General features: G+C 49.8%; 31 protein-coding genes. 5 read left to right on the forward strand and 26 right to left on the reverse strand.

What is annotated here, in order from left to right; translation table 11 throughout:
* Positions 1 to 42 precede the first annotated feature (42 nt).
* The gene (locus tag OMP95_RS02515) at positions 43 to 1509 is read left to right on the forward strand and encodes a NarK family nitrate/nitrite MFS transporter (protein ID WP_266325591.1); all 1467 of its coding nucleotides are present in this window, start codon (positions 43 to 45) and stop codon (positions 1507 to 1509) included.
* 349 nt (positions 1510 to 1858) lie between these two features.
* On the forward strand, positions 1859 to 3583 hold the full coding sequence (locus OMP95_RS02520) for a bifunctional protein-serine/threonine kinase/phosphatase (RefSeq protein WP_266325593.1): 1725 nt from the start codon (positions 1859 to 1861) through the stop codon (positions 3581 to 3583).
* A 10-nt stretch (positions 3584 to 3593) separates the two neighbouring features.
* Here the strand turns inward: OMP95_RS02520 and OMP95_RS02525 are convergent, their stop codons facing one another.
* The 3 genes from OMP95_RS02525 to OMP95_RS02535 are packed head-to-tail and all read right to left on the reverse strand — an operon-like array spanning position 3594 to position 6219.
* Positions 3594 to 4814 (reverse strand): NnrS family protein, encoded by a 1221-nt coding sequence (locus tag OMP95_RS02525; RefSeq protein ID WP_266325595.1) that lies wholly within the window; start codon positions 4812 to 4814, stop codon positions 3594 to 3596.
* On the reverse strand, positions 4801 to 5916 hold the full coding sequence (locus OMP95_RS02530) for a hypothetical protein (RefSeq protein WP_266325597.1): 1116 nt from the start codon (positions 5914 to 5916) through the stop codon (positions 4801 to 4803). The genes OMP95_RS02525 and OMP95_RS02530 overlap by 14 nt, the downstream gene beginning before the upstream one ends.
* Positions 5917 to 5922: 6 nt before the next feature.
* On the reverse strand, positions 5923 to 6219 hold the full coding sequence (locus OMP95_RS02535; RefSeq protein ID WP_266325599.1) for a metal-sulfur cluster assembly factor: 297 nt from the start codon (positions 6217 to 6219) through the stop codon (positions 5923 to 5925).
* Positions 6220 to 6354: 135 nt separating this feature from the next.
* On the opposite strand from OMP95_RS02535, the gene OMP95_RS02540 reads away from it, so the two are divergent.
* A complete protein-coding gene (locus OMP95_RS02540; protein WP_266325601.1) occupies positions 6355 to 6786 on the forward strand; it encodes an RrF2 family transcriptional regulator in 432 nt (143 codons plus the stop codon).
* 124 nt (positions 6787 to 6910) lie between these two features.
* Here OMP95_RS02540 and OMP95_RS02545 read toward each other — a convergent pair whose 3' ends face one another.
* The 3 genes from OMP95_RS02545 to OMP95_RS02555 all read right to left on the reverse strand — a co-directional run bounded on the left by OMP95_RS02545 (position 6911) and on the right by OMP95_RS02555 (position 9118).
* Entirely contained in the window at positions 6911 to 7792 is an 882-nt protein-coding gene (locus OMP95_RS02545) for a CHAD domain-containing protein (RefSeq protein ID WP_266325603.1), read from the reverse strand.
* Positions 7793 to 8105: 313 nt separating this feature from the next.
* Positions 8106 to 8468 carry a DUF2089 family protein gene (locus OMP95_RS02550; RefSeq protein ID WP_266325605.1) on the reverse strand — a complete coding sequence of 121 codons (363 nt, stop codon included), beginning with the start codon at positions 8466 to 8468 and terminating at the stop codon, positions 8106 to 8108.
* A 128-nt stretch (positions 8469 to 8596) separates the two neighbouring features.
* Positions 8597 to 9118 (reverse strand): SixA phosphatase family protein, encoded by a 522-nt coding sequence (locus OMP95_RS02555; protein ID WP_266325607.1) that lies wholly within the window; start codon positions 9116 to 9118, stop codon positions 8597 to 8599.
* A gap of 376 nt (positions 9119 to 9494) precedes the next feature.
* On the opposite strand from OMP95_RS02555, the gene OMP95_RS02560 reads away from it, so the two are divergent.
* Positions 9495 to 9695: a ribbon-helix-helix protein, CopG family gene (locus OMP95_RS02560; protein WP_266325609.1), complete on the forward strand. Its 201-nt coding sequence runs from the start codon at positions 9495 to 9497 to the stop codon at positions 9693 to 9695.
* A gap of 13 nt (positions 9696 to 9708) precedes the next feature.
* On the opposite strand, the gene OMP95_RS02565 is transcribed toward OMP95_RS02560, so the two are convergent.
* The 20 genes from OMP95_RS02565 to OMP95_RS02655 all read right to left on the reverse strand — a co-directional run bounded on the left by OMP95_RS02565 (position 9709) and on the right by OMP95_RS02655 (position 21357).
* Positions 9709 to 11472: a SulP family inorganic anion transporter gene (locus tag OMP95_RS02565; RefSeq protein ID WP_266325611.1), complete on the reverse strand. Its 1764-nt coding sequence runs from the start codon at positions 11470 to 11472 to the stop codon at positions 9709 to 9711.
* 472 nt (positions 11473 to 11944) lie between these two features.
* A complete protein-coding gene (locus tag OMP95_RS02570) occupies positions 11945 to 12136 on the reverse strand; it encodes a hypothetical protein (protein ID WP_266325613.1) in 192 nt (63 codons plus the stop codon).
* A 322-nt stretch (positions 12137 to 12458) separates the two neighbouring features.
* Complete coding sequence (locus tag OMP95_RS02575; protein WP_266325615.1) at positions 12459 to 12668, reverse strand: hypothetical protein; 210 nt, start codon at positions 12666 to 12668, stop codon at positions 12459 to 12461.
* Positions 12669 to 12670: 2 nt separating this feature from the next.
* On the reverse strand, positions 12671 to 13831 hold the full coding sequence (locus OMP95_RS02580; protein WP_266325617.1) for a site-specific integrase: 1161 nt from the start codon (positions 13829 to 13831) through the stop codon (positions 12671 to 12673).
* A 147-nt stretch (positions 13832 to 13978) separates the two neighbouring features.
* Positions 13979 to 14182, reverse strand: coding sequence for a DUF4224 domain-containing protein (locus OMP95_RS12515; RefSeq protein WP_416234624.1), 204 nt, complete (start codon positions 14180 to 14182; stop codon positions 13979 to 13981).
* Positions 14183 to 14263: 81 nt separating this feature from the next.
* Positions 14264 to 14665: a hypothetical protein gene (locus OMP95_RS02585; RefSeq protein WP_266325619.1), complete on the reverse strand. Its 402-nt coding sequence runs from the start codon at positions 14663 to 14665 to the stop codon at positions 14264 to 14266.
* Positions 14665 to 14991, reverse strand: a complete 327-nt coding sequence (locus tag OMP95_RS02590; RefSeq protein WP_266325621.1) for a hypothetical protein — start codon at positions 14989 to 14991, stop codon at positions 14665 to 14667. The genes OMP95_RS02585 and OMP95_RS02590 overlap by 1 nt, the downstream gene beginning before the upstream one ends.
* Before the next feature lie 21 nt (positions 14992 to 15012).
* Positions 15013 to 15336 (reverse strand): hypothetical protein, encoded by a 324-nt coding sequence (locus OMP95_RS02595; protein ID WP_266325623.1) that lies wholly within the window; start codon positions 15334 to 15336, stop codon positions 15013 to 15015.
* Entirely contained in the window at positions 15309 to 15524 is a 216-nt protein-coding gene (locus tag OMP95_RS02600; RefSeq protein WP_266325625.1) for a hypothetical protein, read from the reverse strand. Before OMP95_RS02600 ends, OMP95_RS02595 begins: the two co-directional genes overlap by 28 nt.
* Before the next feature lie 172 nt (positions 15525 to 15696).
* On the reverse strand, positions 15697 to 15885 hold the full coding sequence (gene csrA, locus OMP95_RS02605) for a carbon storage regulator CsrA (RefSeq protein WP_266325627.1): 189 nt from the start codon (positions 15883 to 15885) through the stop codon (positions 15697 to 15699).
* 12 nt (positions 15886 to 15897) lie between these two features.
* Complete coding sequence (locus OMP95_RS02610) at positions 15898 to 16422, reverse strand: hypothetical protein (protein WP_266325629.1); 525 nt, start codon at positions 16420 to 16422, stop codon at positions 15898 to 15900.
* Positions 16419 to 16562: a hypothetical protein gene (locus OMP95_RS02615; protein WP_266325631.1), complete on the reverse strand. Its 144-nt coding sequence runs from the start codon at positions 16560 to 16562 to the stop codon at positions 16419 to 16421. Before OMP95_RS02615 ends, OMP95_RS02610 begins: the two co-directional genes overlap by 4 nt.
* Positions 16559 to 18145 (reverse strand): DNA cytosine methyltransferase, encoded by a 1587-nt coding sequence (locus OMP95_RS02620; protein WP_266325633.1) that lies wholly within the window; start codon positions 18143 to 18145, stop codon positions 16559 to 16561. The genes OMP95_RS02615 and OMP95_RS02620 overlap by 4 nt, the downstream gene beginning before the upstream one ends.
* Positions 18146 to 18341: 196 nt before the next feature.
* Positions 18342 to 18968, reverse strand: a complete 627-nt coding sequence (locus tag OMP95_RS02625; protein WP_266325635.1) for a hypothetical protein — start codon at positions 18966 to 18968, stop codon at positions 18342 to 18344.
* A 514-nt stretch (positions 18969 to 19482) separates the two neighbouring features.
* Positions 19483 to 19998 (reverse strand): hypothetical protein, encoded by a 516-nt coding sequence (locus OMP95_RS02630; protein ID WP_266325637.1) that lies wholly within the window; start codon positions 19996 to 19998, stop codon positions 19483 to 19485.
* An 8-nt stretch (positions 19999 to 20006) separates the two neighbouring features.
* Positions 20007 to 20204 carry a hypothetical protein gene (locus tag OMP95_RS02635; protein ID WP_266325639.1) on the reverse strand — a complete coding sequence of 66 codons (198 nt, stop codon included), beginning with the start codon at positions 20202 to 20204 and terminating at the stop codon, positions 20007 to 20009.
* On the reverse strand, positions 20201 to 20539 hold the full coding sequence (locus tag OMP95_RS02640) for a hypothetical protein (RefSeq protein WP_266325641.1): 339 nt from the start codon (positions 20537 to 20539) through the stop codon (positions 20201 to 20203). Before OMP95_RS02640 ends, OMP95_RS02635 begins: the two co-directional genes overlap by 4 nt.
* Complete coding sequence (locus OMP95_RS02645; protein ID WP_266325643.1) at positions 20536 to 20844, reverse strand: hypothetical protein; 309 nt, start codon at positions 20842 to 20844, stop codon at positions 20536 to 20538. The genes OMP95_RS02640 and OMP95_RS02645 overlap by 4 nt, the downstream gene beginning before the upstream one ends.
* On the reverse strand, positions 20841 to 21113 hold the full coding sequence (locus tag OMP95_RS02650) for a sigma factor-like helix-turn-helix DNA-binding protein (protein ID WP_266325645.1): 273 nt from the start codon (positions 21111 to 21113) through the stop codon (positions 20841 to 20843). The genes OMP95_RS02645 and OMP95_RS02650 overlap by 4 nt, the downstream gene beginning before the upstream one ends.
* A gap of 97 nt (positions 21114 to 21210) precedes the next feature.
* A complete protein-coding gene (locus OMP95_RS02655; protein WP_266325647.1) occupies positions 21211 to 21357 on the reverse strand; it encodes a hypothetical protein in 147 nt (48 codons plus the stop codon).
* 197 nt (positions 21358 to 21554) lie between these two features.
* On the opposite strand from OMP95_RS02655, the gene OMP95_RS02660 reads away from it, so the two are divergent.
* Entirely contained in the window at positions 21555 to 22262 is a 708-nt protein-coding gene (locus OMP95_RS02660; protein WP_266325649.1) for a type VI secretion system-associated protein TagO, read from the forward strand.
* Positions 22263 to 22303 lie beyond the last annotated feature (41 nt).

A 22303-nucleotide genomic window follows, 5' to 3' on the forward strand; every position in this document is an offset into this window, starting at 1 on the left:
CGAACCAATGTTGGTAACGTGTTCTAAAGAGAGAACTGATTCATGTCTAGTCAAAAGCTAAACCTTTTATCCTTCAGCGGCAACGTTCGCACGCTGCATCTTACCTGGATGGCTTTCTTTATCAGTTTTGTGGTCTGGTTTAACCATGCGCCGCTACTGGTGTCCATTCGGGAAACGCTTGGTCTGACCGACCAGCAAATAAAAACTCTGTTGATCCTCAATGTCGCCTTGACCATTCCGGCACGTATCGTGGTCGGCATGCTGGTCGATAAATACGGCCCGAAAATCATGTATACGCTGTTGCTCGGGGTATCCAGTTTTATCTGTTTCTTTTTTGCTGTTGCAGACAGTTTCGAACAGATGGCGATGGCGCGTTTCATGCTCGGTTTTGTCGGTGCCGGTTTTGTTATCGGTATTCGCATGATCTCGGAGTGGTTCCCTGCCAAGCAGGTCGGTTTGGCTGAAGGTATTTACGGTGGCTGGGGTAATTTCGGTTCTGCCGCTGCGGCAATGAGTTTGCCGACCCTGGCATTGATGTTCGGCGGTGATAATGGCTGGCGTTATGCGATCGGTCTGACCGGCGCTATCGCGTTGGTGTATGCCTTTATTTACTACAACAGCGTTCACGATACCCCTAAAGGCTCGACTTATTTCAAACCGAAAAAATCCGGTGCGATGGAAGTGACCAGCCGCGGGGATTTCTTTTTATATATTGTGATGAGTATTCCGCTGTATGCCGCTCTGGGTTTATTGGCCTGGAAGCTCTCTCCAAGCGGTGTCAGCTTATTGTCCCAAAACGTGACCTATGCGATTTATGTGGGCCTTGTGGTGCTGTTTTTCTATCAGGTTTACCACATCTACCAGGTCAACAAAGATGTGTTTGTCAAAGAGACGCCTGAAATTCACCGTTATAGTTTCAAGCAAGTCGCGGTGCTGGATCTGGCTTATCTGGCTACATTCGGTTCGGAACTGGCCGTGGTGTCGATGCTGCCATTATTTTTCAGTGATACCTTTAATATCAGCCCGGTGCAGGCCGGCCTGCTGGCATCAGGTTATGCCTTTATGAACCTGGTTTCGCGTCCGATCGGTGGTTTGTTCAGTGACCGTTTGGGCCGTAAAAAGACCCTGACCATCTGCATCAGTGGTTTGGCCGTCGGTTATTTTGTGATGGGTATGATTACCCCTGAGTGGTTGCTGGTCTTTGCCGTGTTGGCAACCATGGCCTGTTCTTTCTTCGTCCAGGCTGGTGAAGGTGCGGTATTTGCTGTTGTGCCGCTGGTTCAGCGTCGTTTGACCGGTCAAATAGCGGGCATGGCCGGTGCTTACGGTAACGTCGGTGCCGTGACTTTCCTGACTGTTCTTTCGTTGGTATCAGCACAAACTTTCTTCTTTGTGATTGCTGCGACTGCTGTGGTGACCTTAATTGCGGTACAGTTTATGAATGAACCCCGTGGTCAGATGGCTGAAATCCTGCCGGATGGTACGGTCCAGATGATTGATGTGCACTAGGGGCTGTTGACGGTTCATATTCACCACTGCTGGGGCTGTTTTTGCGCCCAGCAAGGCGGAATGAGTGTGATGTAGTTGCCCTACATGAGCGAGTGACAACGCCGCTGGGCGCAAAAACAGCCCCAGCCTTTCGGGTTGTGTCTGAAAAAGTGCCACTCGGCGTTGCTCGTCACTTATTTAGAATAACTACAAAAACGCCGGGAGCGTTTTTGAGCGTAAGCCCCGAAGGGGTGAGATACAAGGATGTAATCTCACAAACCGCGCTCCTCGCGCCTTGATTGACACTTTTTCAGACAACAACAGAGGCGAAGATGAAACGTCAACAGACCCTAAACAATAAAGGCAGGTTATGGTAGCCAGGTTAAAGGTCACGGTTGGCCAGTATTCTGATAAAGGCATTAAGGAAGAGAATCAGGATTCAATAGGTTTTTCCGTGCCCGGCAATCTGGCGCTGCTGGAAACCAAAGGGGTCGCTTGTGCGCTTGCCGATGGCATCAGCAGCAGTGCTGAGGGTAAACAGGCCAGTCAGGCCTGTGTGACCGGCTTTATCAGTGACTACTTCAGTACGCCGGATTCATGGTCGGTCAAGCAATCCGGCGGTAAGGTACTGACGGCCATTAATACCTGGTTGCACGGGCAGAGCAATCAATATAAAGATATCTCCCGAGGGCTGGCCAGTACGTTTAGTGCCATTGTTATCAAGTCGACTACGGCGCACCTTTTTCATGTCGGCGATTCACGGATCTATCTGCTGCGCGACGGTGAACTCGAACAACTCACTACCGATCACCGGATTCGCATCGATAACGACAAGGAATATCTGGGGCGGGCTTTCGGTGTCGATTATCGTCTGGATATCGACTACAAATCATTGACGGTAGAAGAGGGTGATCAGTTTTTACTGGCCACCGATGGCATTCATGATGTGCTTAATGACAAAGCGCTGAAAAAGTTATTGTCTGAAAACTCAGACGATCTGGACCAGCGGAGCCGGAAAATCGCTGAAGCTGCCGTCGCTAACGGCAGCCGGGATAATGTCAGTTGCCAGATCATGCGGGTCGAACAGTTACCTACCCAGGATCCCAACGAAGTTTTTGCCCAGTTGACCGCTTTGCCGTTTCCGCCGGATCTGTATGAAGGCGTGATTCTCGACGGTTACCGTATTACCCGTGAGTTGCATGCCAGCTCAACCAGCCAGCTTTATCTGGCAGTGGATACGGAAACGGATCAGAAAGTTGTGATCAAAACCCCCTCGGTTAATTTTGAAGACGATCCGGCTTATCTGGAGCGCTTTCAGCTGGAAGAATGGATAGGGCGGCGTATTGATAATGCTCATGTGATTCAGACCATTGAACAGAAGCGGCCACGGCGTTTTCTTTACTATGTGATGGAGTATGTGGACGGCAGAACCCTGCAGCAGTGGCTGGATGATGAAGGTACGCTGGATCTGAAAACGGTGCGTGAATTGGTGCCGCAGATTGTTTCCGGACTGCGGGCTTTTCATCGCCTGGATATGCTGCACCAGGATCTCAAACCCGGCAATATCATGATTTCGCGTGATGGTGTGTTAAAGATCATCGACTTCGGTTCTACCAAAATCGCTGGTGTTGCCGATATCTCTACACCGGTTGAAAGACGCGAATTATTAGGCACCAAGCATTACACGGCGCCTGAATATTTGCTGGGACGTCAGGGCGTGCCGCAGTCTGACATGTTTTCGCTGGGTTGTATTGTCTACCAGATGCTGACCGGAAAACTGCCGTATGGCGACAAACTTGCCAGTGTCCGTGACCAGCGCGGTATCAATCGCCTCAGTTATCGTCCGCTCAGCGAAGTTATCCCTGATATTCCTCACTGGGTGGATAAAGCGATACGCAAAGCCGTTCAACTGACACCCGAGCAGCGCTATGACGCGCTGTCAGAGTTTGAAACTGATTTAGTCAAACCCAACCCTGATTTTCTGCGTGAAGAACAATTGCCACTGTTGCAGCGTAACCCGATCGGATTCTGGCGCTCTTTGTCATTGCTGTTGTTTATCGGCAACCTGGTTTTGATTTATTTTCTGGTACAGTAATAAGCGGTTATCAGCCGGGGCGACCATCCGATCTCGGACGTATATATATCGGCAGAAACTTATAAACCCAGACAACAAAGCATAACAACCAGATAACGGCAGCTATGATATAAATCCTGCTGCTGAGCGTAAAACCAATGCCGGGGAAATCAGCAATAACTCGCAACAATGCCACCAGTTGGAACACTAGAAATACGGCCCAGCTGATCAGGTCGGCAGCGAGAACCCGACCTGAATGTCCCAAAGTAACGCGGGTCGCCATTGCCAGCAGCATTGAACTGAAATAGCCTATTACCAAAGCATGTAACGGTGCTTTCAACAGAATATAGTCACCTGTCAGACTGAGGTAAAGGCTTTGCATGGCATAGAGCAGCATGGCGATACCAAACCAGGCAAAGCCGATATGAACCATGGCCAGCAACGGTGTCGACAGACTTTTCAGAATTTGCCATTTTGTGGTCAGGTAAAAACCGATAACAGCCATAGGCAGATCAACCAGCCAGAGCCAGGCAGGTAGATTCAGTATTTCCATCACGGCATGTGCTGTAGCCAGAATCAACACCCATGACAATGCCCAATAAGGGCGGCTAATGTCATAGCCAATAATGACATTGGCGGAGAAGAACGGAATCATCCGGTGACTGATAGCGAAGAACAATGGCAATAAAAACAGCCAGATCCCACCCGTCTTGGCAAGCTGTACCAGTTCAAATTGTCCACTGGTGAAACCGGCTATCATCAGCCAGGCCAGGATCAGCATCACGGTGGTAATCGTGGCATGGCGTTTGTCTGGATGTTTGGCTCGCAGGTAAACACGTAACAATGCATAAAGACCTGCTGCCCAGCCGGCCAGAAAAACCAGTAATGCCAGCTTTAACACTACTACATGACTTACCAGGCCAATATAGAACAACACCGTGCCGGCTGACAGTAAGATAAATGCCAGACTGTACTGTCGCTTGTTGACCTCTTCCCCATTCATCCATCTGGGATAGGTCGTCATCAGAAAGCCAAATATGAAGAACGAAAAAAAGGCGTAAATCATCAAAAACGCATGTGCGTCCAGTGGTGAGATGGTCCAGGAGATCGGTGCATATAAACCGGTAAAACGCCCTCCCAGATCGCTAAACCACCAGATGATTGTCAGTAAGGCCTGAACGGCACCGGCAAAGAAAAACAGCCGGTGAGGCGCAGCTGAGAAGGTTTGCCAGCGTTTATTAAGATTCAACATAGCGGCTCCTCGCCGAGTTTTTGCCACGGATAGCGGCGGTGATCATTGTCAGTATAAATAACCCTATCGCAGCGGCGTTTAATGCCCCAGCCAGTCTACTTAAGTTAATGGCAAGTACCATATCACTGCTAACTCTCATTATCAGCGACAGATGCAATATCGACAGGGGCAGGTAGAAAACAGGGTGATAGGGTAATTGTATTTTGGCTACCGCCGGGAAAATAATAGGGGCATGGGCAAAAATCATTGAGAACACAAAGCCGATTACAATGGCATGCATAAAGGCATCGTAGCTCGCGCCGGGCACAAGTGGCGTGTATATCAGTCCGATTAATGCTGCGGCTAACAACCAGATATAACCTGACAATAAGCAAAATCCCATATAACGGGTCAGCCCATGTTGCTTGACAGTGTGTCTGGCAATATCGTTTTTGAGCAGCCAGAAGGTTAAGGCCAGTAACGCTGCTGATAACAGTTGCAGATTCCCGTTGGCTGATACGGTGGCTGTAATGCTGCCGATAAGATATAGCAGAACAAATACAATAAATACGTGTTTACTGTTGGCTGACTGGGGCCGAAATCGCGACAACTCCAGGCGTTCTCCGGCAATTGTGAAGATCAGAAATCCCAGCCACCAGGGAACCAGCTGTATCGAAGTACCGCCAAACAGCCACAATATATTAGCTAACAGCCAGGACAGACCGCCGAGCAGCAGTACTAACTGATACAAGGCATACTGGCGCCGGAGCAGTAGATATGTCGCCAAACATAGAATAAAACTGGCACCACACATCAAGACTGCTGCCAGTATGACTGGACTATCGGTAATCAGCACCAGGCCGCCGGCAGCAGCACAAAGCGGGGCCAGATAAGCCCACTTATGACTAATGGCAACAGCACGCTCCAGCGAAATCACCGTTCCCAGGAACCCGCCTATCATTAAAGCGCCGTGACTGGCAGCCACATTCAACTCAATAAATGGAATAGACCAGCCTAGACGTAATAAGCCACCGGCGATGCCGAAAATCAGACTGATAAAGCCCAGCATCAGCAGCGGGATTCGGTATTTAACCGGAAGGGCGGGTACCGTTATCGAGGACATATGAATTTACCGCCAGCCTAAACGTTGTTTGGCTGCTGCTGACATCATGTCCGGTGACCAGGCAGGCTCCCACACCATATTGATATCCAGTGCCATAGAGTCCGGCAGTACTGCTGTCATCGTGTTTCTGATTTCCTCGATGATCATTTCACCCATGGGACAGGAGGGAGAGGTCATGGTCATCGTGATACAGGCTACATCTTCTGTGACGGTGATATCGTATATCAGGCCCAGATCAACAATATTCTCTCCGACTTCCGGATCGCTGATCTGTGCCAAAGCTTGTCGAATGATCTGTTCCATACGTTAGAATATCCAGCTGGTTGAATGCTCGTGCTTTTTATCAAAGATGCATGTAAAATACAACTTAAATCTAGCATAGAGAGTCGTTTAAAACAATATTTGAAATGCACCTTTAAATAGCTGTGAGATATTAATATGCACCTGACCACTTTTTCTGATTACTCGATTCGGGTAATGATGTATCTCGGTTTGCAACGGCAAAGCCTGGTAACCATTGCCAATATCGCCCAAGCATATCAAATCTCTGAAAATCATCTAACTAAAGTTGTTCACCAGCTTGCTCAGCGCGGATATGTAGAAACAATTCGGGGTAAAGGCGGTGGTATGCGTTTAGCCAAAGAACCGAAGGATATTAATCTGGGTAAAGTGATCAGAGAAACAGAAGGGGAAAGTGGTCTGCTCCCCTGTATGGATGGCGAAGGCAATTGCTGTATTACGTCCGCCTGTAAATTAATACGAATCTTACATGAATCACAAGAAGCGCTGTATCACGTGCTGGAAAAGTACACGCTAGCCGATCTGCTGGTTAACGAAGCGCCGTTAAAACAGATATTACTACCACAATAATTTTTCTGAAGGCGCTTTATCTGCTGCTCTGTCCTGAACTGCCTAAAGCGACACTTCATCTCCGCCGCTGTTGTTTTTTGAAAAAGTCCGTAAGGCGCATGGAAACCTGGCTTGCGCTATAACGTTACTTATCCTGTCTCCACGGACATTCCATCCGGGAAAAAGCATTCAGATCTTCAATCAGGCGAGTTTTCATAGCCTGACTGTTGCGTTCGCTGGTTTGCAGGATTTGCTCCAATTCGCTGGCTGCATCCGTGCCCGTAGCTGTTTCTGACAAATTGTGCTGCATCTGCTTTTGAACATAAGCGTCATGAATCTCACCCAGCGTGTTCTGTAACTGCTTGAGTGCGGCGGTGAACTGCCGGTTAAGCTCAGCATCAAGAACAGGATGAAGAAACTCACTGCCATAACGCAGTTTTTTACAGGCAATGCGCAGTTGATGCAGCGTGTTTTCATCTTTCAAATCGAGCCCTTTGCCTTGTTCCAGCACATTTTCATACAAGACCGACAGTCTTTGGTTCGCGAGCCTGTTCAATTTTTGATGCGGATGGCGGCAATGCCGTTCAGCCCATTGTTTATGTTTGAGCTGTTTTTTGAGTTTGCGTACGGGCTTGTTGAAATGTTTGCTTTTCAGTAATTTGGCAAGGCGCTGGTATGCCGTTTGTTGCTGACTGCTGAGCTCATGATGAAGGCTGGATTGGTTGGTTTTGCCAGCAAAATGGGACAGCAGAAACACATCAAGATCGCGAGCAGCATCAAGTTCCTTGGCAAAGAAATTCAACTTCGCGCGCCAGCTTCGGCGGTATTCTTTTTGTAATACCGGACTGAAAATTTCCAGTGCGGTCCGCATCCGCCTTAGACTGACACGAAGCTGGTGAACGCCTTCGGGATCCTTGCCCTTGATGGCGACTTTGCGCCATTTTTTGATATGAGCGATTTCCTGCAACAGGATAATTCTCAGTGCTGAAGCGGCTGAAGCCTTTGTCGGGATAGAAACTTTACTCATAGCGATAGTCAGGAAGTCTGGTTCCTTACTATCATATACCGCAACGTGTTTATCTGACTTCAGCCATTTTACGGCGTGCTCTGGCGGTATGGCTCAAGGAGGTGGTGTCTCCGGCTCGCCATACTGTGGCGGTGATAATATCCCCCGCTTTGGCGAGTTTGATGCTGTTGTTGATATCGTCAATCGATGAGCTTGCCAGCTTCGGGCCTGGGTGGGGGGGGCCTCGAGTGTATTGTTTACCGAAGTCGTTTGCAGTTGATCCGCGTGTTGCTGCGACAGAATGCCATTTTCAACCATACGGTTTAATTGAGTGTCATAACTCATTCTGTATCTCCCTGATACGGCGAATGCCTTCTTCGCTTTTAATTTCTCCATGTTTAATTTGATCGAGCAGGCTTGCTATCAGGGCTTCATCCGCTGCGAGCAAGTTCTTTAATTCGGTAATGGTTTGGTCCAGGCGTCTACGCAAAGTCGGATAGGTGATATTTAGCGCTTCTGCCAATGTTTTTAAATTACCTCCATGCAAGACTAGCTGCATAGCCAGGCTCTGATGGTCGCCACTCAAACGCCCCAGTGGTGATATATGCAGTTTGCCACCCACTTCTATATTGCAGTCAGCACAACGCATTTTGACTGGGTGAAAATCAGAACTGTGACAGATCGGACAAATATTCATGTCTGCTTCTTTATTTATATTAAAAAATAAGCTAATATTATTTAATATAATTAAAAATAGCTTGCTAGGCAAGTATGCTGGTGAATACGCGGATATGCTTTATTGCGAGACGAAAACGAGATGTTTTTTCAACGCAGGTGTTTACCGTGAATGCGCTGGTTCAGATGGCAGTGATGTGCAACCAAATCAGACCAGCTACCTTCAAAATCCAGTATTACCAGCGTGGCGGGCAGCATAAGCTTGCCACTGTCCAAATCACTGACAAACGGTTCATCGGCAAGGTAAGCGATGAGTTGCTCAAAAGCCGGATTGTGACCGACAAGTAGCGCTGTTTGATAATGGGCGGGGATTTGTTTCACTGCAGCCAGAATTTCATGTTCATCAGCGTCATAGAAGCTGTTATTAATGTGGATTTGTTCAGAATCAATGCGAAGTTGTTCACAGACCAGGGAGGCAGTATCAATCGCTCTTTTTGCCGCTGAACTAAGCACCAGATCGGGAATAAGCGCTTGTTGCTGCATGCAAAAGCCGAGCTTTTGGGCATGTTTTTTCCCGTTGCTTGTCAGTGGTCTGTCAAAGTCAGGAACCGACATATCCCAGTCAGCTTTGGCATGTCTTAATACGAACAACTGTTTACTGTTATTGCCCATCACACCGTCCTTTCAGCGCCGACAAGAATATAATAAAACCGAAAAAAACTGATTCAGTTGAGTCACATAGCTATCAGCATAATCCGACTCAAGCAGACCTGCAATAACCATGGTTTCCTGAGAAGCAAGGCTGCTATGGAGGAGACGTGATTATTTTTTAATCAGAAATGATAAAAACAGGCGCAAGAGATATTTAGAGATTTACACACGATTTAATCACAGACTTATCCACAGATTTTGTGAATAAATAAAACAACGCTGACAGCATAAAAAAGAAGGTATAAAAGACAGCAATGAAAAACAGTGGTGCCATATCTTCATTATGGCGCGCATCATATTATAATTTCATTATCATAATATGACCCAGAGATAATGAATGGAAAACAAGACGGCACGGTTAACGGTACTTATTGACCCAAACAAGAAAAAAGCGTTTGAGAAATTATGTGAATCACAGGATTTAACGGCTTCCCAAGTTGTTCGGCAACTTATTCGCGACTATCTGGATGAACATGGCGTAGCTTATAGCCGGGATGTACCACAAAAAAATCCACTGGTGGCAGATAAGACACGATAAGCACTATTTTGTATTAATCATCCGATTTTCGTTGCTTATCATCGCGCATGAAATAGTCACGGCTGGTTGCCAGCACTGTGTTGGCTATGTCAGAAAAAATCATGCTTTCGGCTTCAGCCAATGCCGGATCTTCCACTGCCAGTTGCCGGCATGCTGATAGCGCCAGACTGAAATCCTTGAAATTATTATGTTGACCGATCAATTCAACGATACCGGCTTTGATCAGCTTGGCTGCCACGCGTTCGTTAGCACCTGAAATCATTACCTTTACATTTCGTTTGTGTAAATCCTGAATGACTTCTTCCAGCGTTTGTAATCCGGTGACATCAATGAACGGCACCCATTTCAGTCTGATAATGAGTATATACGGGTCAGTATGCGTTCCGGCTAATGCCCGTTCAAAATTCTCAACCACACCGAAGAAAAATGGCCCTTCGACCGTAAACACCTGTACACCGGGTGGTAACTGGGTTATTCCCTGGTGTGCGAATTCCTGAACAAGTTCTTGTTCAGTGGCTTGCCTGACTTCGACACTTGTTGCCATGCGATGCAAAAAATGCAGGGTGGCAAGAATGACACCGATATTAACTGCTACGACCAAGTCAGCAAATACGGTTAAAGTGAAAGTAATCAGCAGGATCGCAACATCCGCTCTAGGAGCACGTTTGACCATTTTTATAAAATGTCTGGCTTCGCTCATATTCCAGGCGACAACGAACAGGATGGCGGCCAGTGCTGCCAGTGGAATATGAGACGCTAACGGGGCCAAGAACAGTAGGATGGCAACCAGTGTGGCTGAGTGAATAATGCCTGAAATTGGGCTGGTGCCGCCATTTCTGATATTAGTCGCGGTACGGGCAATCGCCCCCGTTGCCGCAAAACCGCCGAACAGTGGTGAAACAATATTGGCCAGTCCCTGCCCGATAAGTTCTTGGTTGGAGTTATGTCTGGTTCCGGCCATGCCGTCTGCGACGACGGCAGACAGGAGGGATTCAATAGAGCCCAGCATGGCAATTGTAAAGGCCGGGCCGATCAGGGTAATGATCTGCGTCAGATCGAAGCTGGGTAAATGAAAGGACGGTAAGCCCTCCGGAATCCCACCGAAAGTTGAGCCAATAGTGCGTACCCCATCAAAATCAAATACGGCCTGTATTGATGTCACGACGATCATTGCAATCAGAGGGCTTGGGATGCGTTTGAGCCCGGGAATTCCGGAAGTATAAATAACCAGTACCAGCGAGATGGTGGCCAATACTGTTGTTGTCAGATGCATTTCGGGGAACACCTGCAACAAATGGAACAGTTTGGTGTGGAAGTGCTCTCCCTCGATGGCGGGTAGTCCAAAAAAATATTTCCATTGTCCAACCCAGATGATGACACCAATCCCTGCGGTGAAACCGAGGATGACCGGATCGGGAATAAACTTGATGATCGCGCCCATCCGGGTAACGCCCAGCAGCAGCAATATGATTCCCGCCATCAGGGTCGCGACCTGCAGGCCCTCTATACCATATTGAGACGAAATGCTGGCAAGTACCACAATGAAGGCCCCGGTAGGACCGGCAATTTGCAGTCGAGAGCCGCCAAATATTGATACGCAAAAACCCGCAATGATGGCCGTATAGATTCCCTGTTCTGGTTTGGCGCCTGAGGCAATAGCAAAAGCCATGGCTAACGGGAGTGCCACGATACCGACAATTACACCTGAGACAATGTTGGGCAGCCAGTGATGCCTGGTTAGCAAACCTGCACGATGCGCTTCGATCACCGCCAGCATAGGGAAACCTGTTTAAGCTGATTTTATGAAAACAAAATTATAATGACATGTTAATCATATGTGTACAGCAATCATCTGGCTTATTTAACGACCATCAGTATTGAATGAGCCGTCATGGTGATCTGTAAATCATGAAATATCTGGAATCCATTATGCGGTATGGGATATTTACCGGATAAATGCACTGGAAAAAACCGGGGGCCTGAGCAGGGATATGCCAGTGAGAAAAACTGAGGAGAGGCTAAATTGCCCGAGAAATGAGCGGAGAAATAAAAAAGCCCCCGAAGCAAAAAACTTCCGGGGCTTTCAATATTCATGGAGCCGGTGATAGGACTTGAACCTACGACCCGCTGATTACAAATCTAGGTGCGTTATTATTTATATCAATGCTTTAGGTTGTTTTATTTTAGGGAGTGCCGCCATTTTCAGTCTTTAATAATCAAAGGTTTATAGATTATTTTAGGGAGGTAATTTAATCTTTAATTGATGGCTCGCCTTCAGAAAAGCTTATTGTTGTTATCCTGTCGCTCTCATCAGTAATACCAAGAACAACGGACATGTTCTCCGGTTCTCCTTCTATTTTTATATAGGTGATATCCTCGTTTCCCCACCCAGCCAAACGAACAGCTCTGTCAATTTTTGTTCCAATATCGTTACCTTTCATGGCTGTCTTACCTCGCAGTAGTTATTGTCTTCTGGCACCCAGTTGCATTTTTCACACCGATGCTTTCCGTTCGGGCACAAGCAGAGTCGTTGGCGGCCGCACCTTGGGCACGGCTCTGAAATATATTCGCCAAGTTCCCATTGTTGGTGAAGCCTTTCTTCTTCCTCTCGTTGCTTCTCCCAGTCATCAATAAGTGACATGCTTACTCCCCGCTCGGTTTAACAACCGGAATTGATTTGTCGTAAACACCCATCATACGCTGGCTGCGGTGGCCGGCGTCGTCTTGTTTGTCTGCGCGGGTGCCTTCGGTGTCGGTGATGCCTTATATCCCAGAAATCATTTGGCACACGATAATTATTATAAATAACGCCACCATAATATTTATCGGACGTTCACGTCTTATGCGTTGCTTTTGATGTTCGCGCTCTATTTCTGCCCTGATCCTCATCCAGCACTGAGCTGTCATTGGGAATTGATATTCAGGCCCATTTGATAGGGTTGCCCAAAATTCTTGCGGTTCTTTCTTCTTCATCCTCATTCCCCACTCGGTTTAACAACCGGAATTGATTTGTCATAGACATCCATCATGCGCTGGCTGCGGTGGCCGGCGGCATCTTGTTTATCTGCACGGGTGCCTTGGGTGTCGGTGATGCCTTTTCGTTTGAGGTCGTGCAGGCTGAAGCGTTGTTCCTGGGTGATGATCGGGTTTTCACCTTCTAGCGCCCGGGTGATGAGTCTTTGCCAGGCTGTTTCGAGGGATGACTTTTTCAGTATGGCACCCGTTTTGGTGACAACCAGCGGCCGGTCTTCTGGTTTGACGGGTACCGGCATTTTCTTTTTCGCCCAAATCTTGTTGCGTCGTGTGATCAGCGCGTTCCACGCTGCCTTGAGTCTGTCGTTCCAGGCGGCGATGTTGGTGCGGCTGCCTTTTCTTCTCTGGCACAAGGCGCCAAGTTCGGTGTAGTGCGATTCGTTCATGTTGACTATCTCGATGCCTCGCATGCGGCAGAGGTAGGCAATTTCCATCACGGCCCAGATGTATTCCGGGCAGCTGTCTTTGGCGTTGACTGTTCTGGCGCCACATTCTTTGGCGTAGGCCAGCATTTTCATGTAGGCGTCGTTATCAACGTAGTGTTGCTTTGGCTTTTCTTTTGCCTGTTTGATGCCCTGGGCATAGTTCTCGTTGACATAGCCGCGCTCAAGACCCCAGCCGAGCAGGCGGCGTAGGTAGCGCAGGGCGTGGTTGGCAGCAGAGGGGCCGCGCACTTCGATGATCTGATCCATGAGTTTGCGAACCATTGGGCGTGACCATTGGCTCAGGCCAACAGCACCGAGTAGGATCTGTTTTTTGGTAGGATGTTTGGCGATGATGTTACTGCAGTATTGGTAGTCCTTGCGAGTGCCTTTCTCTAGCTGCTTGAAGTCGGTGCTTGCCTGAAACTTGCCGGTGAGCCAATTGAATGTGTTCGGATCAATGCCGTTATACTCTTCGATGAGTTTGTGCAGTTGGCTGAGGGTGGCATCGCGTCCGGCGATGCGTTTGGTGCGTTGCCTGCCGGTTTCGTCTCTGTAAGTTGTAAACCAGCGGCCACGGCCGGAGTTGTCCCAGTAGCAGTTGTCAGGCAGCTTATCCTGCGCGATATGTGCTGGGATGTTGGGGTTATGCTTGTTACGTTTACGGCCTCTGTTTTCCATGCCTAATACTCTTGAGAGACCTGCCAAGCCGATTTACTGCATCAGCAGCTTCTCTGCAGGTTTTGGCGCCTCTTGATAAGTCATTAGCCAGCTTTTGATTGTCAATCTGCTGGCAAGAATCTCTCTTAGAAGATGTGTTTTTCATGATTACAAGATATCTCCATCACCCTGATGCTGGTCATTTACTATACCACCGGCAGCGTTGACCAGGGCAAGCGTAGTCCAGCAGCCTTTGCGACTGGGGAAGTAGCGAATGCCACTTTGACGCAGGACGCGCTCAACGTCCCCGGCACGTTCGTAGCCGGTGAGCTCCTTCAGGTCATCAAATTTTAGGACGTTTTGGTTTGTCATTTCCAACCTATAGCGTGACAAATAAGCTCGAATAGAACGTAAGCTGTAAGAAACGCTGCCAGAGCTATGCGGACCGCTTCATCAGGACTCATCATCCTTCTCCTGCTGGCTTTGTCGATCTTCACTTGTTGATAGATATTTTGGTACGCCCAGCTGTTTTTCTATGGCGCTTGTCACCTCATGCGCATCAACCTTCAACTTTTTGCCAAGGGCCGACAGCAGGACAATATCTTTTCCATCTTCGCGACCTACGGTAATCGTGAGTTCACCATCAGTGACCTCGTCTGTATCCTCTATTAATAAAACCAAGCCCGCTAAAAGCGCCCCTATGTGAGCAATCAATAGAAGCATCATCCTCAGAAAACCAGAACCAAACCCATCCAGTGGAGCCCACCACTTGATGTCAAAGCCAGCATAGAGCCCCGCTGAGATGCTAAACAAAGACACTAGGGTTAATCCCGCTAAGTTTTTTAATGATTTCATCACTCATTCTCCCGTTGCTCTGCGTTGTTAATTGCCTGTATCGCCTTAGCAATTGCCGGAGGCTGATCATCTTCGTTCAAAAATCTGGAGTCGTACTCATCCTTGTATGCGTATTTGGTAACCAGGGTTTTTAATGCATCAAGCATTTTCTTGTTGCTCTGTTGAAGTTGCTCATAGCCGTTGATGCGTTTCAGGATTTCTTCTGAGCCTGACTCAAAGCAATCCAGCACCCACATGCCGTTTTCATCGTGGATTGATACAAGTTCAACACCTTCATCATTCCAAAATGAGTTACCAATAAAGTGTTGGCCTATTAGTTCATTCATCGTTGTTCTCCGCGGTGCTGACTATGACCCTACCTGAAGATCGGTGCCATCCCACACAAACTCTTCAAGCGGGAAGTGTGCGCCGCAACTCACACAGAAAGTGCCGTTGTAAAACCCAGGATCTCTAGCGTAAGTCTCAGCTATGGACTGATTCATGCTAGTCAGCCCCCCACACGTATTATGTATGTATGACCTGCGCACTGGCCTAACAAAGCCTTTAGCTCGTTCTTCTGGCGATAAAACGACATAATCTTTTTGCTGGCCATTTTCTTTTAATGTTGTGTGGCTTTGATCCTCAGGGACAGGGCTGCCACTTACTAATTCAGTTTTTGATTTTGCTTCCATTGGGCACACTCCGTATTGGCGTTTTGTATAACCGGCTTAAGGTCTTTTGCACTGACTGTTTTCACCTGAAGCAATAACGTGTTTTTTGTTACGCCAGGGTGTTCGGTGTACTCATATCCAGCGTCATCAAGATGCTTCTTGAATATGGCCAGCTTCCAAGCGTCAATTGCCACTCCTGCTGTCATCATAATTTCACCTCAACACGTTGTTTTGATTCGACGGAGCAGCTTGCAGGGGCGGTTTAGGTTGCGTCCGTATTTGCCGCGCCGCCGGGCCGAACAACCAAAACTTTTAAGTGACGGGATTGCCTGCTCTGCTTGTGTGCCCAGCATCGCCATGGCTTGCATAAAGGATGAGTGACTAATCATTGATCACCGCCTTTGGCTTCTCAGCTTGGATGCGGTCGTAGATTTCCTCTCGATGCACGGAGACATCCTTGGGTGCTTCAACACCGATCCTGACTTGGTTGCCTTTGACGCCGAGCACGTTGACTACAACGTCATCGCCGATGATGAGTGTTTCGCCTATGCGGCGGGTGAGTATTAGCATGATTCCTTTCCTCTATTTGGTTTGAAATGGCACACCGCAGATCTCGCCCACGGATTTAAAAAACTGCTCAAGTTCTGGCGCTCTCCAGCAGTGCTGAACATAAGTCCTAGCTTTTGGGGAGTAGTGGTGGCTGTTTCTTTCAAGATGCGCCAGGGCATCTGTTTCAGTGAAAAAACAGCCCGAGTATTTCTCTCTCTGCTTTTCACGGAAAACTTGCATATCGCTGCGGCGCAGAACATCCTCTAGTTCCCAGATAAAGTCGACGCCATCACCATCAGCATCAACGAAGTCATTTTCAGTGAAATACTCAGCTTGGATCAGCACAGAGCAGATTTCCTCAATCGTTTCTCCAACGGCTACTTGCTCTGAGTCGCTCACGACAACCAACCGATCCCATTCGTCTTCGTGATATGACGCGACATATTCAATGTCTTCAATCTGGTAAAAGTAGGGCGTGGCTGTAATTCGGTTATCTTGCTGATTCATCTGATTGATGAAGTTCGCAACATACTCCATGTGATTAATTTGATCGGTCATCCTTCTTCCTCCATTTCCTGAACAGCTTGTGCTGTTGGTTTTTCACACCACGGGCAGTGCCGGATGTCTTCATCGTGTTGGTCTTGATGTGCTTCCCAGTCGTGGTGACAGCGGGTGCATTGGTATTTGCGGGTGGTCATGATGCTTCTCCGCGCCTGGTTCTGGCTTCGTCGTAGAGATGGCCGCCCTGGCACATTTCAGGCAGGTTGGCTTTGACCAGGTGCTCTGCAAAGGGTGGGGGCACGGCATTGCCGCAGCGGGCTACCTGTTTGGTTTTTGGGTAGCGTTTCCCGGTGTGGTCTACGTCGATGATGTAGTCATCGGGGAAGCCTTGCGCCTTGAATAGTTCGTGTGGCTGCAGCATACGCATGCCGATGTCGACTATCTGATAGGTTTCGCCCTTGACGGTGACCAGGCCGAAGCGGTGCTTGGCGGTGATGGTTTGCAGCGGCTCATCGACTTTGTGGCCGATGTTGGTGCCGTAGTATTTGAGGATGAAAGCCCGGACTTCGCCGATATGCAGACCGCCGGCAGTTATGGTCGGTACCGGTTCATCTGTTTTGGTGCCGGTGTTGGTGCCGCGTAGTTTGATCAGGTTGCTGGTGACGAGCCCTTGTGTGATTGCAGTGCCTGGACGCTTAGCCTCCCCGCCTGCACAGATGGTGTGAACAGGCTCTGTCACAGGGAAACCGATGCTGTTGCCGAACTGACGGGCAATGACCGGGGCAACCACAGCAAAGTGCCCACCTTTGACTGCAGCGCATTGGGTGCGCAGTGGTTCATTGATGAGCATGTTGCGTTGATTGCTGGCGTTGGCGTGTTCGGTGATGAAGGGTGTCAGCACCGGTGAAACAAGGCCATGAGCATCACGGCTGGCCGTGATTGTTTTCATTGGCTCTGACAGGCTTTGTCCTCGGAAATGTTCGCCGCTGTGGTTGCAGGTCACAATGAACGGATCCGGATTGTCGATCACAAACTTCTGAATGCCCCGGGCAATCCGCTTCATGGTGTTTTCAGCCAGTGGCCGCTTGCGGTCGAATATCGAGGGGCAGGGAATTGACCAGTCGATGCATTCCGCAGCGGTGCGATAGGGCAGCAGCTTGCCTGCTTTAACCGGCAGGCTGTCAGGTGCGCCGTGTGTTGGCTTGGGCCATGTAATCGGCTGGCCGTCGCGGCGGGCAATCAGGAACAGGCGTTTGCGGATAGTGGGGGCGCCATAGTCACAGGCGCGGAGCTCTTTCCAGTCTACCTGGTAGCCTTGCCGCTTGAGTGCATTGATAAATGATTTGAAGGTGCGGCCTTTGCGTTTCTGGCAGGGCTTGTCACCGTTCAGCGGCCCCCATGTTTGGAACTCTTCCACGTTTTCGAGCATGATGACGCGGGGCTTGACGGTGGCTGCCCAGCGAACGGCCACCCATGCGAGGCCGCGAATCTTCTTTTCAACCGGCTTGCCGCCTTTTGCCTTGCTGAAATGTTTGCAGTCCGGAGAGAGCCAGACCAGCGCCACGGCGCGGCCCTTGACGACGTCGCGCGGGTTGATGTCCCAGACTGATTCGGCATAGTGCTCGGTGGTCGGGTGGTTGGTCTTGTGCATGGCGATGGCGTCCGGGTCGTGGTTGATAGCAATATCCACGCTACGACCTGTTGCCTGCTCGATGCCGGTGCTGGCACCACCGCCACCGGCGAAGTTGTCGACGATGATTTCCCTGAAAAGATTACTCACTGTGTTTCACTCCGTGTTGTTTTCCGCTGCGTGGTGCAGTGTTTGCAGTTGCAGTCGTCGATGGTGGGTTCTGGCTCCATCGGTGGGCATGGTTTGCAGCCTGTCCAAAACGAGCAGTTGCCGCCGGGCTTTTTCTTGACTCCGGGCGTTGGGCAGTTGCTGTAGGTGCAGGTGGTGCAGTAGCCGATGTTTGTGGTCATGCGTCGGCCTCGATGCGTTTGAATTCGACAGCCCAGACCCAAGGATTTTTGTCGCAGAGTTCTGCGCCATATATGTCTTCGAATATGGCGTGGAACCAGAAAAGCGGCGGCATGTCACCGGGGTTAGTGACGCATGAGCGCCAGCCTTCTGCCTTGGCGTCATCTTTGGAAACATCCTGCAACCGTTGAACGCGAACATCGGTGATTTCCAGCAGGATTCGAGAGGCCCAGCGGGGCATGTGGATTGATGGCACTGTGTTTGATTGGCCGTGCTGATTCTTTTTCTTTCTGTAAGTGCTAAGAATCAACCAATCCTCAGCAGCTTGTTTTGAATCTTTGATTGGCACAAAGGCGAGATCAGCTGCATATCGAACACCATCAAGACCTGATTCAAGCTCTTCGGCTTTGCATGTCTCACGCACCCAGAGCCGGTCGCCTGGTTGGCCGAAGGGGAATTTAGGCGAAACCCTGCGACCATGGACCCCATGCTCATAAAATAATGGCCGACCAGAATCAGTTACTTTGCCCGGCTGTAGCTTCATTGGCCGCCGCGTCTGCGTTTTGCGTCCATCCAGAATGGCGCGAACCATGTCGGCGTTGAATATGATTGGTCTTTCCTTCATACCTTACTCCTTGTTAATTAATCTGCGGTGGCCGGTCGCTACTCCGGCTATGGCAATATGGCGGTTGCCAACCAGCCGCTTTTGATTAGAGAGGGCGAGGCTCGTAAGCCCTCTGTGTGCGTGTCTGCGAATTTCCACGCCGCACCGCATTCGGCTGGTGACTGTCTTCATCTGCTCGCGAGCACAGACTTGTACGGTTAAGGTTCCGGCCAGTCACCATGCGAATACGTGCCGGTTACCCTCGTCCGGCGCTGCGATCAACCCATGCAGCGGGTGTTTAGTCAGCGGATTAGATCCACACTTCCCAGTGGATTGGGGCAGTGATCGTGATATGCCGTCACTGCATCTGATTGCGGCCTACCAGTTACCCGTCCATAACGACAGTTCCCGGATTACAGCTTTCGCTGCACGGCCTCTGGGTGTATTCCGCATTAGAGAACAACCTGCTCAGGCCGCTCTGTAATACGTGCCGGTTACGTTTCCGGCGTCAGGTGATTGCCTGACCGGTGGTGTTTCACTGACCGGTGCCTCGGTACCGGCCGGCAGGTTCGGCGAGCTTTTGTTTATAGGAGCGCTCCATACCACCTGCTGCAGACTTTACGTCGCCAGGCCTGCTGATGGGGTAACCGTCCATCAGCCATGGATCGTTTGGTTTGGTTGGTGGTAAACCCAGTTTTTCCTGTCTGAATTTGTTGGCCATGTCTTGCAGTTGCTTTTTTGCATTAAAGGCGATGATGTGTGATGTGTGCATCCAGTCGGGGTCTTTTCCTGCCTGGAAGCCGTCATTGACGCCTGACCAGTAGGCAGCTTCTGCCTGCTCTTTGGGGATGCCGGATTCGCCGAGATTGAATTTACTCCGGATGGTTTTTAGTTCTGGCGATGCGGGGTCGCAATCAGCAAGTATTTCCATGTTGATTTGGGCGGCAGAATCCGCAGCCAGGCTTAGCTGAAAGTCCTTGACCTTCAGGTCGGGCGATATGCCGAAGGCGTCGCGGATTTGTGGCCAGAGTTGGTTGCTTGATATGGACATGGCTTCCTCTACTTGCCCCAGTTAGTGCCGGGCAGGCGGTGCAGCTCGATGCTTACGTGGCGGGTTACTTGCCGATTGGTATGCTGAACCTGTGTGGTTTCAATATCGATGATGTCAAGGTCAACGACGAATTGGCCGGTGTCTTTCTCCAGTTCGGAGAGGATGCCACCGATCAGTGTTTGCGCCTTTGCTAGGGTCATGTTCATGCTTGTTCCTTTTTCTTTTCGGTGAACCCCCATGCCTCGTAGGCGTCATAGAGGGCGCTGTAGGGGCTGGTGACGGGCTCAGATAAATGCCAGTATTGCGGGGCGGTTTGTATGCCGCAGCTGAAGCAGTGGATGGCGATGCCGTGCGCATTGAGCACTTTTATCGTCGGCGGCGCGTAGATCAGCCGGACGTTGTCAGCCTCTTGGCACTTCGGGCAGGCTTGGGGCTGTACTTTGTCGATAAAGTCTTGGCATTGCTTGATTGAGTCGTGCAGTTGGTTGGCTTCACGGGTGACGGCGTCTGCCTGGTCGATAAGGGGTTGGAAGATGCTCATGCGGCCACCTGAACACGGTCGATGTATTGCTGAACGGTCGTTCGAGGTGCGTCAGTTATGTTTTCAGCAATGCCCTGCTGTGGTTTTTGAGGCTTGTCGATATGGCGCTTGGGGTCCATAGCTTTTTTCAATAGTCCCAGCGCCTGCTTGAATGTTGGCCCAGAAAAGAAGCCATGCCCGTGAATATAAACAACGCATTCTTGCTGTTGCTTACCGCTGCCAAACTCTGTCAGTTCATATTTGATTAAGTGATATTCGCCGTGTGCGAGGGCAGCGAGTTCGTTTTTGGCTTGTTGTAGGTTCACGATATAACTCCTTCAAGTTGGTAGCTGATGGTTTGGGCGTGACGTTCAATCACGTCTTCAGCCAGAAAGTCGCTCAGGTTGCCGAGTCTTCGTTTAATTTTTTTGATGGCGCGCTGCTCTACCTGGTGTATGTAGGCACCTGAGCAGCCGCAGATGTCGCCTATTTCGGCATGGGTTAGCGCTCTGCCGATTGGGCGCACAATGTCGAGCACTGCTAAGCCAAGGTCGATGTCCTTGCTTTGGCTGGTTGGGCGGATGTGCGCTTTCATAGCCCCAGCCAGTTAATCACTGTTTCGGGCAGGCCTGCGGCAGCGGCGATGACGAGGATGATCGTCAGGGCGTCAAGCGCCGGGTGCCAGGTGCCGGTCATGTGAGCATTTCCGCCAGGGCGATGGCGAACATAAGCGCGAAAAGCCCGGCACCGGCGAAGCAGTAGATCGCTTGCCCGATGCTGAACGGTGGCTTTTTTGGCTGGCTGCCCCGGCATTCTATTGTGCTGTGTCCTGTTTGCATGGTTGGCTCCCTGTTTTAAAAACCCGCCCGGTCAAGTGGTTTCCAAATTTCGTCAGTCATTATTTGTTGACCGGGCGGGGCAGCTTTTTTGTTGCTGCGGGGATAAGTAAATCATAATTTATTCTACGCGGTCAAGCATAGTTTACTTTTATTTTGGTAGTTTGAATTTTTGTGACTAAGTTGGCAGGGATTTGCGTATGCACAGATGGTGGTTGGTTTCTTTTACGGTACTGCTCTGGACACCGGCATTTTCAGCGGGGCTGTATGATCTGAAGGTGTGCGAGCCTATCAGTGACAGCGCTGAACGCTTGCAGTGTTATGACCGGGCGATGCAGGCGATTACTGGGAGTTCGTTCGAACGGGGTTCGATCAGCACGCCGGCACAAGGCACCGCGCCAGCTGAGATGAACCTGGCTCCGGAGGGGCGCAAGAAGATCGGCGCATGGTCAGTTCTGGAGGATGGGCTGGATGCCGCCGGTGAACATTTCACGCTGATTTATGCTCGCTCGACTGAGTTTATAACTATTGAATATGGCGAGCAGGTTCAGCCAGAGCTTGTTATGCGCTGCAAAGCCGGGCGGCTTGATGCATATGTGAACTGGAAAACGTATATTGGTCAGGGTTCGGCTTTTGTTGTGTCGAAGATTGGCGACAAGAGCAGTGTTACGGATGAGTGGCAGGTATCCGGACGTGGAGAGGCTACGTTTTATCCTCGTGAACTGGCTGGGGGATTGCTGTATAAGATGGTCGGGGCTGATTCTGCTTGGTTCAGGGTGTCACCACCGAACAGTGATCCAGTGACCGCGGGGTTTACCATTTCCGGGGCGGGTGATGTGTCGGCCTATTTGCGTGATAGGTGCAGTAGGAAAGGGGAACCGTCTATGTTCGAGATATTGGGAAGATGATCACGGGCATGGTTATTATGGTTCAGGCCAGCAGCGCTTGG

Origin of the sequence: Methylophaga sp. OBS4 (genome assembly GCF_026319305.1) — a bacterium.
Taxonomy (GTDB): Bacteria; Pseudomonadota; Gammaproteobacteria; order Nitrosococcales; family Methylophagaceae; genus Methylophaga.

Excerpts from the sequence above, each read along its gene's own strand:
- OMP95_RS02565 (WP_266325611.1), bottom strand. The coding sequence starts at position 11,472 with ATGCTGGCGGTGATCGAAGCGCATCGTGCAGGTTTGCTAACCAGGCAT.
- OMP95_RS02540 (WP_266325601.1), top strand. The coding sequence starts at position 6,355 with ATGCACCTGACCACTTTTTCTGATTACTCGATTCGGGTAATGATGTAT.
- OMP95_RS02545 (WP_266325603.1), bottom strand. The coding sequence starts at position 7,792 with ATGAGTAAAGTTTCTATCCCGACAAAGGCTTCAGCCGCTTCAGCACTG.
- OMP95_RS02640 (WP_266325641.1), bottom strand. The coding sequence starts at position 20,539 with ATGAGCATCTTCCAACCCCTTATCGACCAGGCAGACGCCGTCACCCGT.
- OMP95_RS02575 (WP_266325615.1), bottom strand. The coding sequence starts at position 12,668 with ATGAAGAAGAAAGAACCGCAAGAATTTTGGGCAACCCTATCAAATGGG.
- OMP95_RS02600 (WP_266325625.1), bottom strand. The coding sequence starts at position 15,524 with ATGATGACAGCAGGAGTGGCAATTGACGCTTGGAAGCTGGCCATATTC.
- OMP95_RS02595 (WP_266325623.1), bottom strand. The coding sequence starts at position 15,336 with ATGGAAGCAAAATCAAAAACTGAATTAGTAAGTGGCAGCCCTGTCCCT.
- OMP95_RS02535 (WP_266325599.1), bottom strand. The coding sequence starts at position 6,219 with ATGGAACAGATCATTCGACAAGCTTTGGCACAGATCAGCGATCCGGAA.
- OMP95_RS02635 (WP_266325639.1), bottom strand. The coding sequence starts at position 20,204 with ATGAACATGACCCTAGCAAAGGCGCAAACACTGATCGGTGGCATCCTC.
- OMP95_RS02650 (WP_266325645.1), bottom strand. The coding sequence starts at position 21,113 with ATGAAAGCGCACATCCGCCCAACCAGCCAAAGCAAGGACATCGACCTT.
- OMP95_RS02615 (WP_266325631.1), bottom strand. The coding sequence starts at position 16,562 with ATGACCACCCGCAAATACCAATGCACCCGCTGTCACCACGACTGGGAA.
- OMP95_RS02585 (WP_266325619.1), bottom strand. The coding sequence starts at position 14,665 with ATGAAATCATTAAAAAACTTAGCGGGATTAACCCTAGTGTCTTTGTTT.
- csrA (WP_266325627.1), bottom strand. The coding sequence starts at position 15,885 with ATGCTAATACTCACCCGCCGCATAGGCGAAACACTCATCATCGGCGAT.
- OMP95_RS02525 (WP_266325595.1), bottom strand. The coding sequence starts at position 4,814 with ATGTTGAATCTTAATAAACGCTGGCAAACCTTCTCAGCTGCGCCTCAC.
- OMP95_RS02560 (WP_266325609.1), top strand. The coding sequence starts at position 9,495 with ATGGAAAACAAGACGGCACGGTTAACGGTACTTATTGACCCAAACAAG.
- OMP95_RS02625 (WP_266325635.1), bottom strand. The coding sequence starts at position 18,968 with ATGAAGGAAAGACCAATCATATTCAACGCCGACATGGTTCGCGCCATT.
- OMP95_RS02630 (WP_266325637.1), bottom strand. The coding sequence starts at position 19,998 with ATGTCCATATCAAGCAACCAACTCTGGCCACAAATCCGCGACGCCTTC.
- OMP95_RS02660 (WP_266325649.1), top strand. The coding sequence starts at position 21,555 with ATGCACAGATGGTGGTTGGTTTCTTTTACGGTACTGCTCTGGACACCG.
- OMP95_RS02530 (WP_266325597.1), bottom strand. The coding sequence starts at position 5,916 with ATGTCCTCGATAACGGTACCCGCCCTTCCGGTTAAATACCGAATCCCG.
- OMP95_RS02590 (WP_266325621.1), bottom strand. The coding sequence starts at position 14,991 with ATGAATGAACTAATAGGCCAACACTTTATTGGTAACTCATTTTGGAAT.
- OMP95_RS12515 (WP_416234624.1), bottom strand. The coding sequence starts at position 14,182 with ATGACAAACCAAAACGTCCTAAAATTTGATGACCTGAAGGAGCTCACC.
- OMP95_RS02515 (WP_266325591.1), top strand. The coding sequence starts at position 43 with ATGTCTAGTCAAAAGCTAAACCTTTTATCCTTCAGCGGCAACGTTCGC.
- OMP95_RS02580 (WP_266325617.1), bottom strand. The coding sequence starts at position 13,831 with ATGGAAAACAGAGGCCGTAAACGTAACAAGCATAACCCCAACATCCCA.
- OMP95_RS02555 (WP_266325607.1), bottom strand. The coding sequence starts at position 9,118 with ATGGGCAATAACAGTAAACAGTTGTTCGTATTAAGACATGCCAAAGCT.
- OMP95_RS02520 (WP_266325593.1), top strand. The coding sequence starts at position 1,859 with ATGGTAGCCAGGTTAAAGGTCACGGTTGGCCAGTATTCTGATAAAGGC.
- OMP95_RS02610 (WP_266325629.1), bottom strand. The coding sequence starts at position 16,422 with ATGACCGATCAAATTAATCACATGGAGTATGTTGCGAACTTCATCAAT.
- OMP95_RS02570 (WP_266325613.1), bottom strand. The coding sequence starts at position 12,136 with ATGAAAGGTAACGATATTGGAACAAAAATTGACAGAGCTGTTCGTTTG.
- OMP95_RS02655 (WP_266325647.1), bottom strand. The coding sequence starts at position 21,357 with ATGCAAACAGGACACAGCACAATAGAATGCCGGGGCAGCCAGCCAAAA.
- OMP95_RS02550 (WP_266325605.1), bottom strand. The coding sequence starts at position 8,468 with ATGAATATTTGTCCGATCTGTCACAGTTCTGATTTTCACCCAGTCAAA.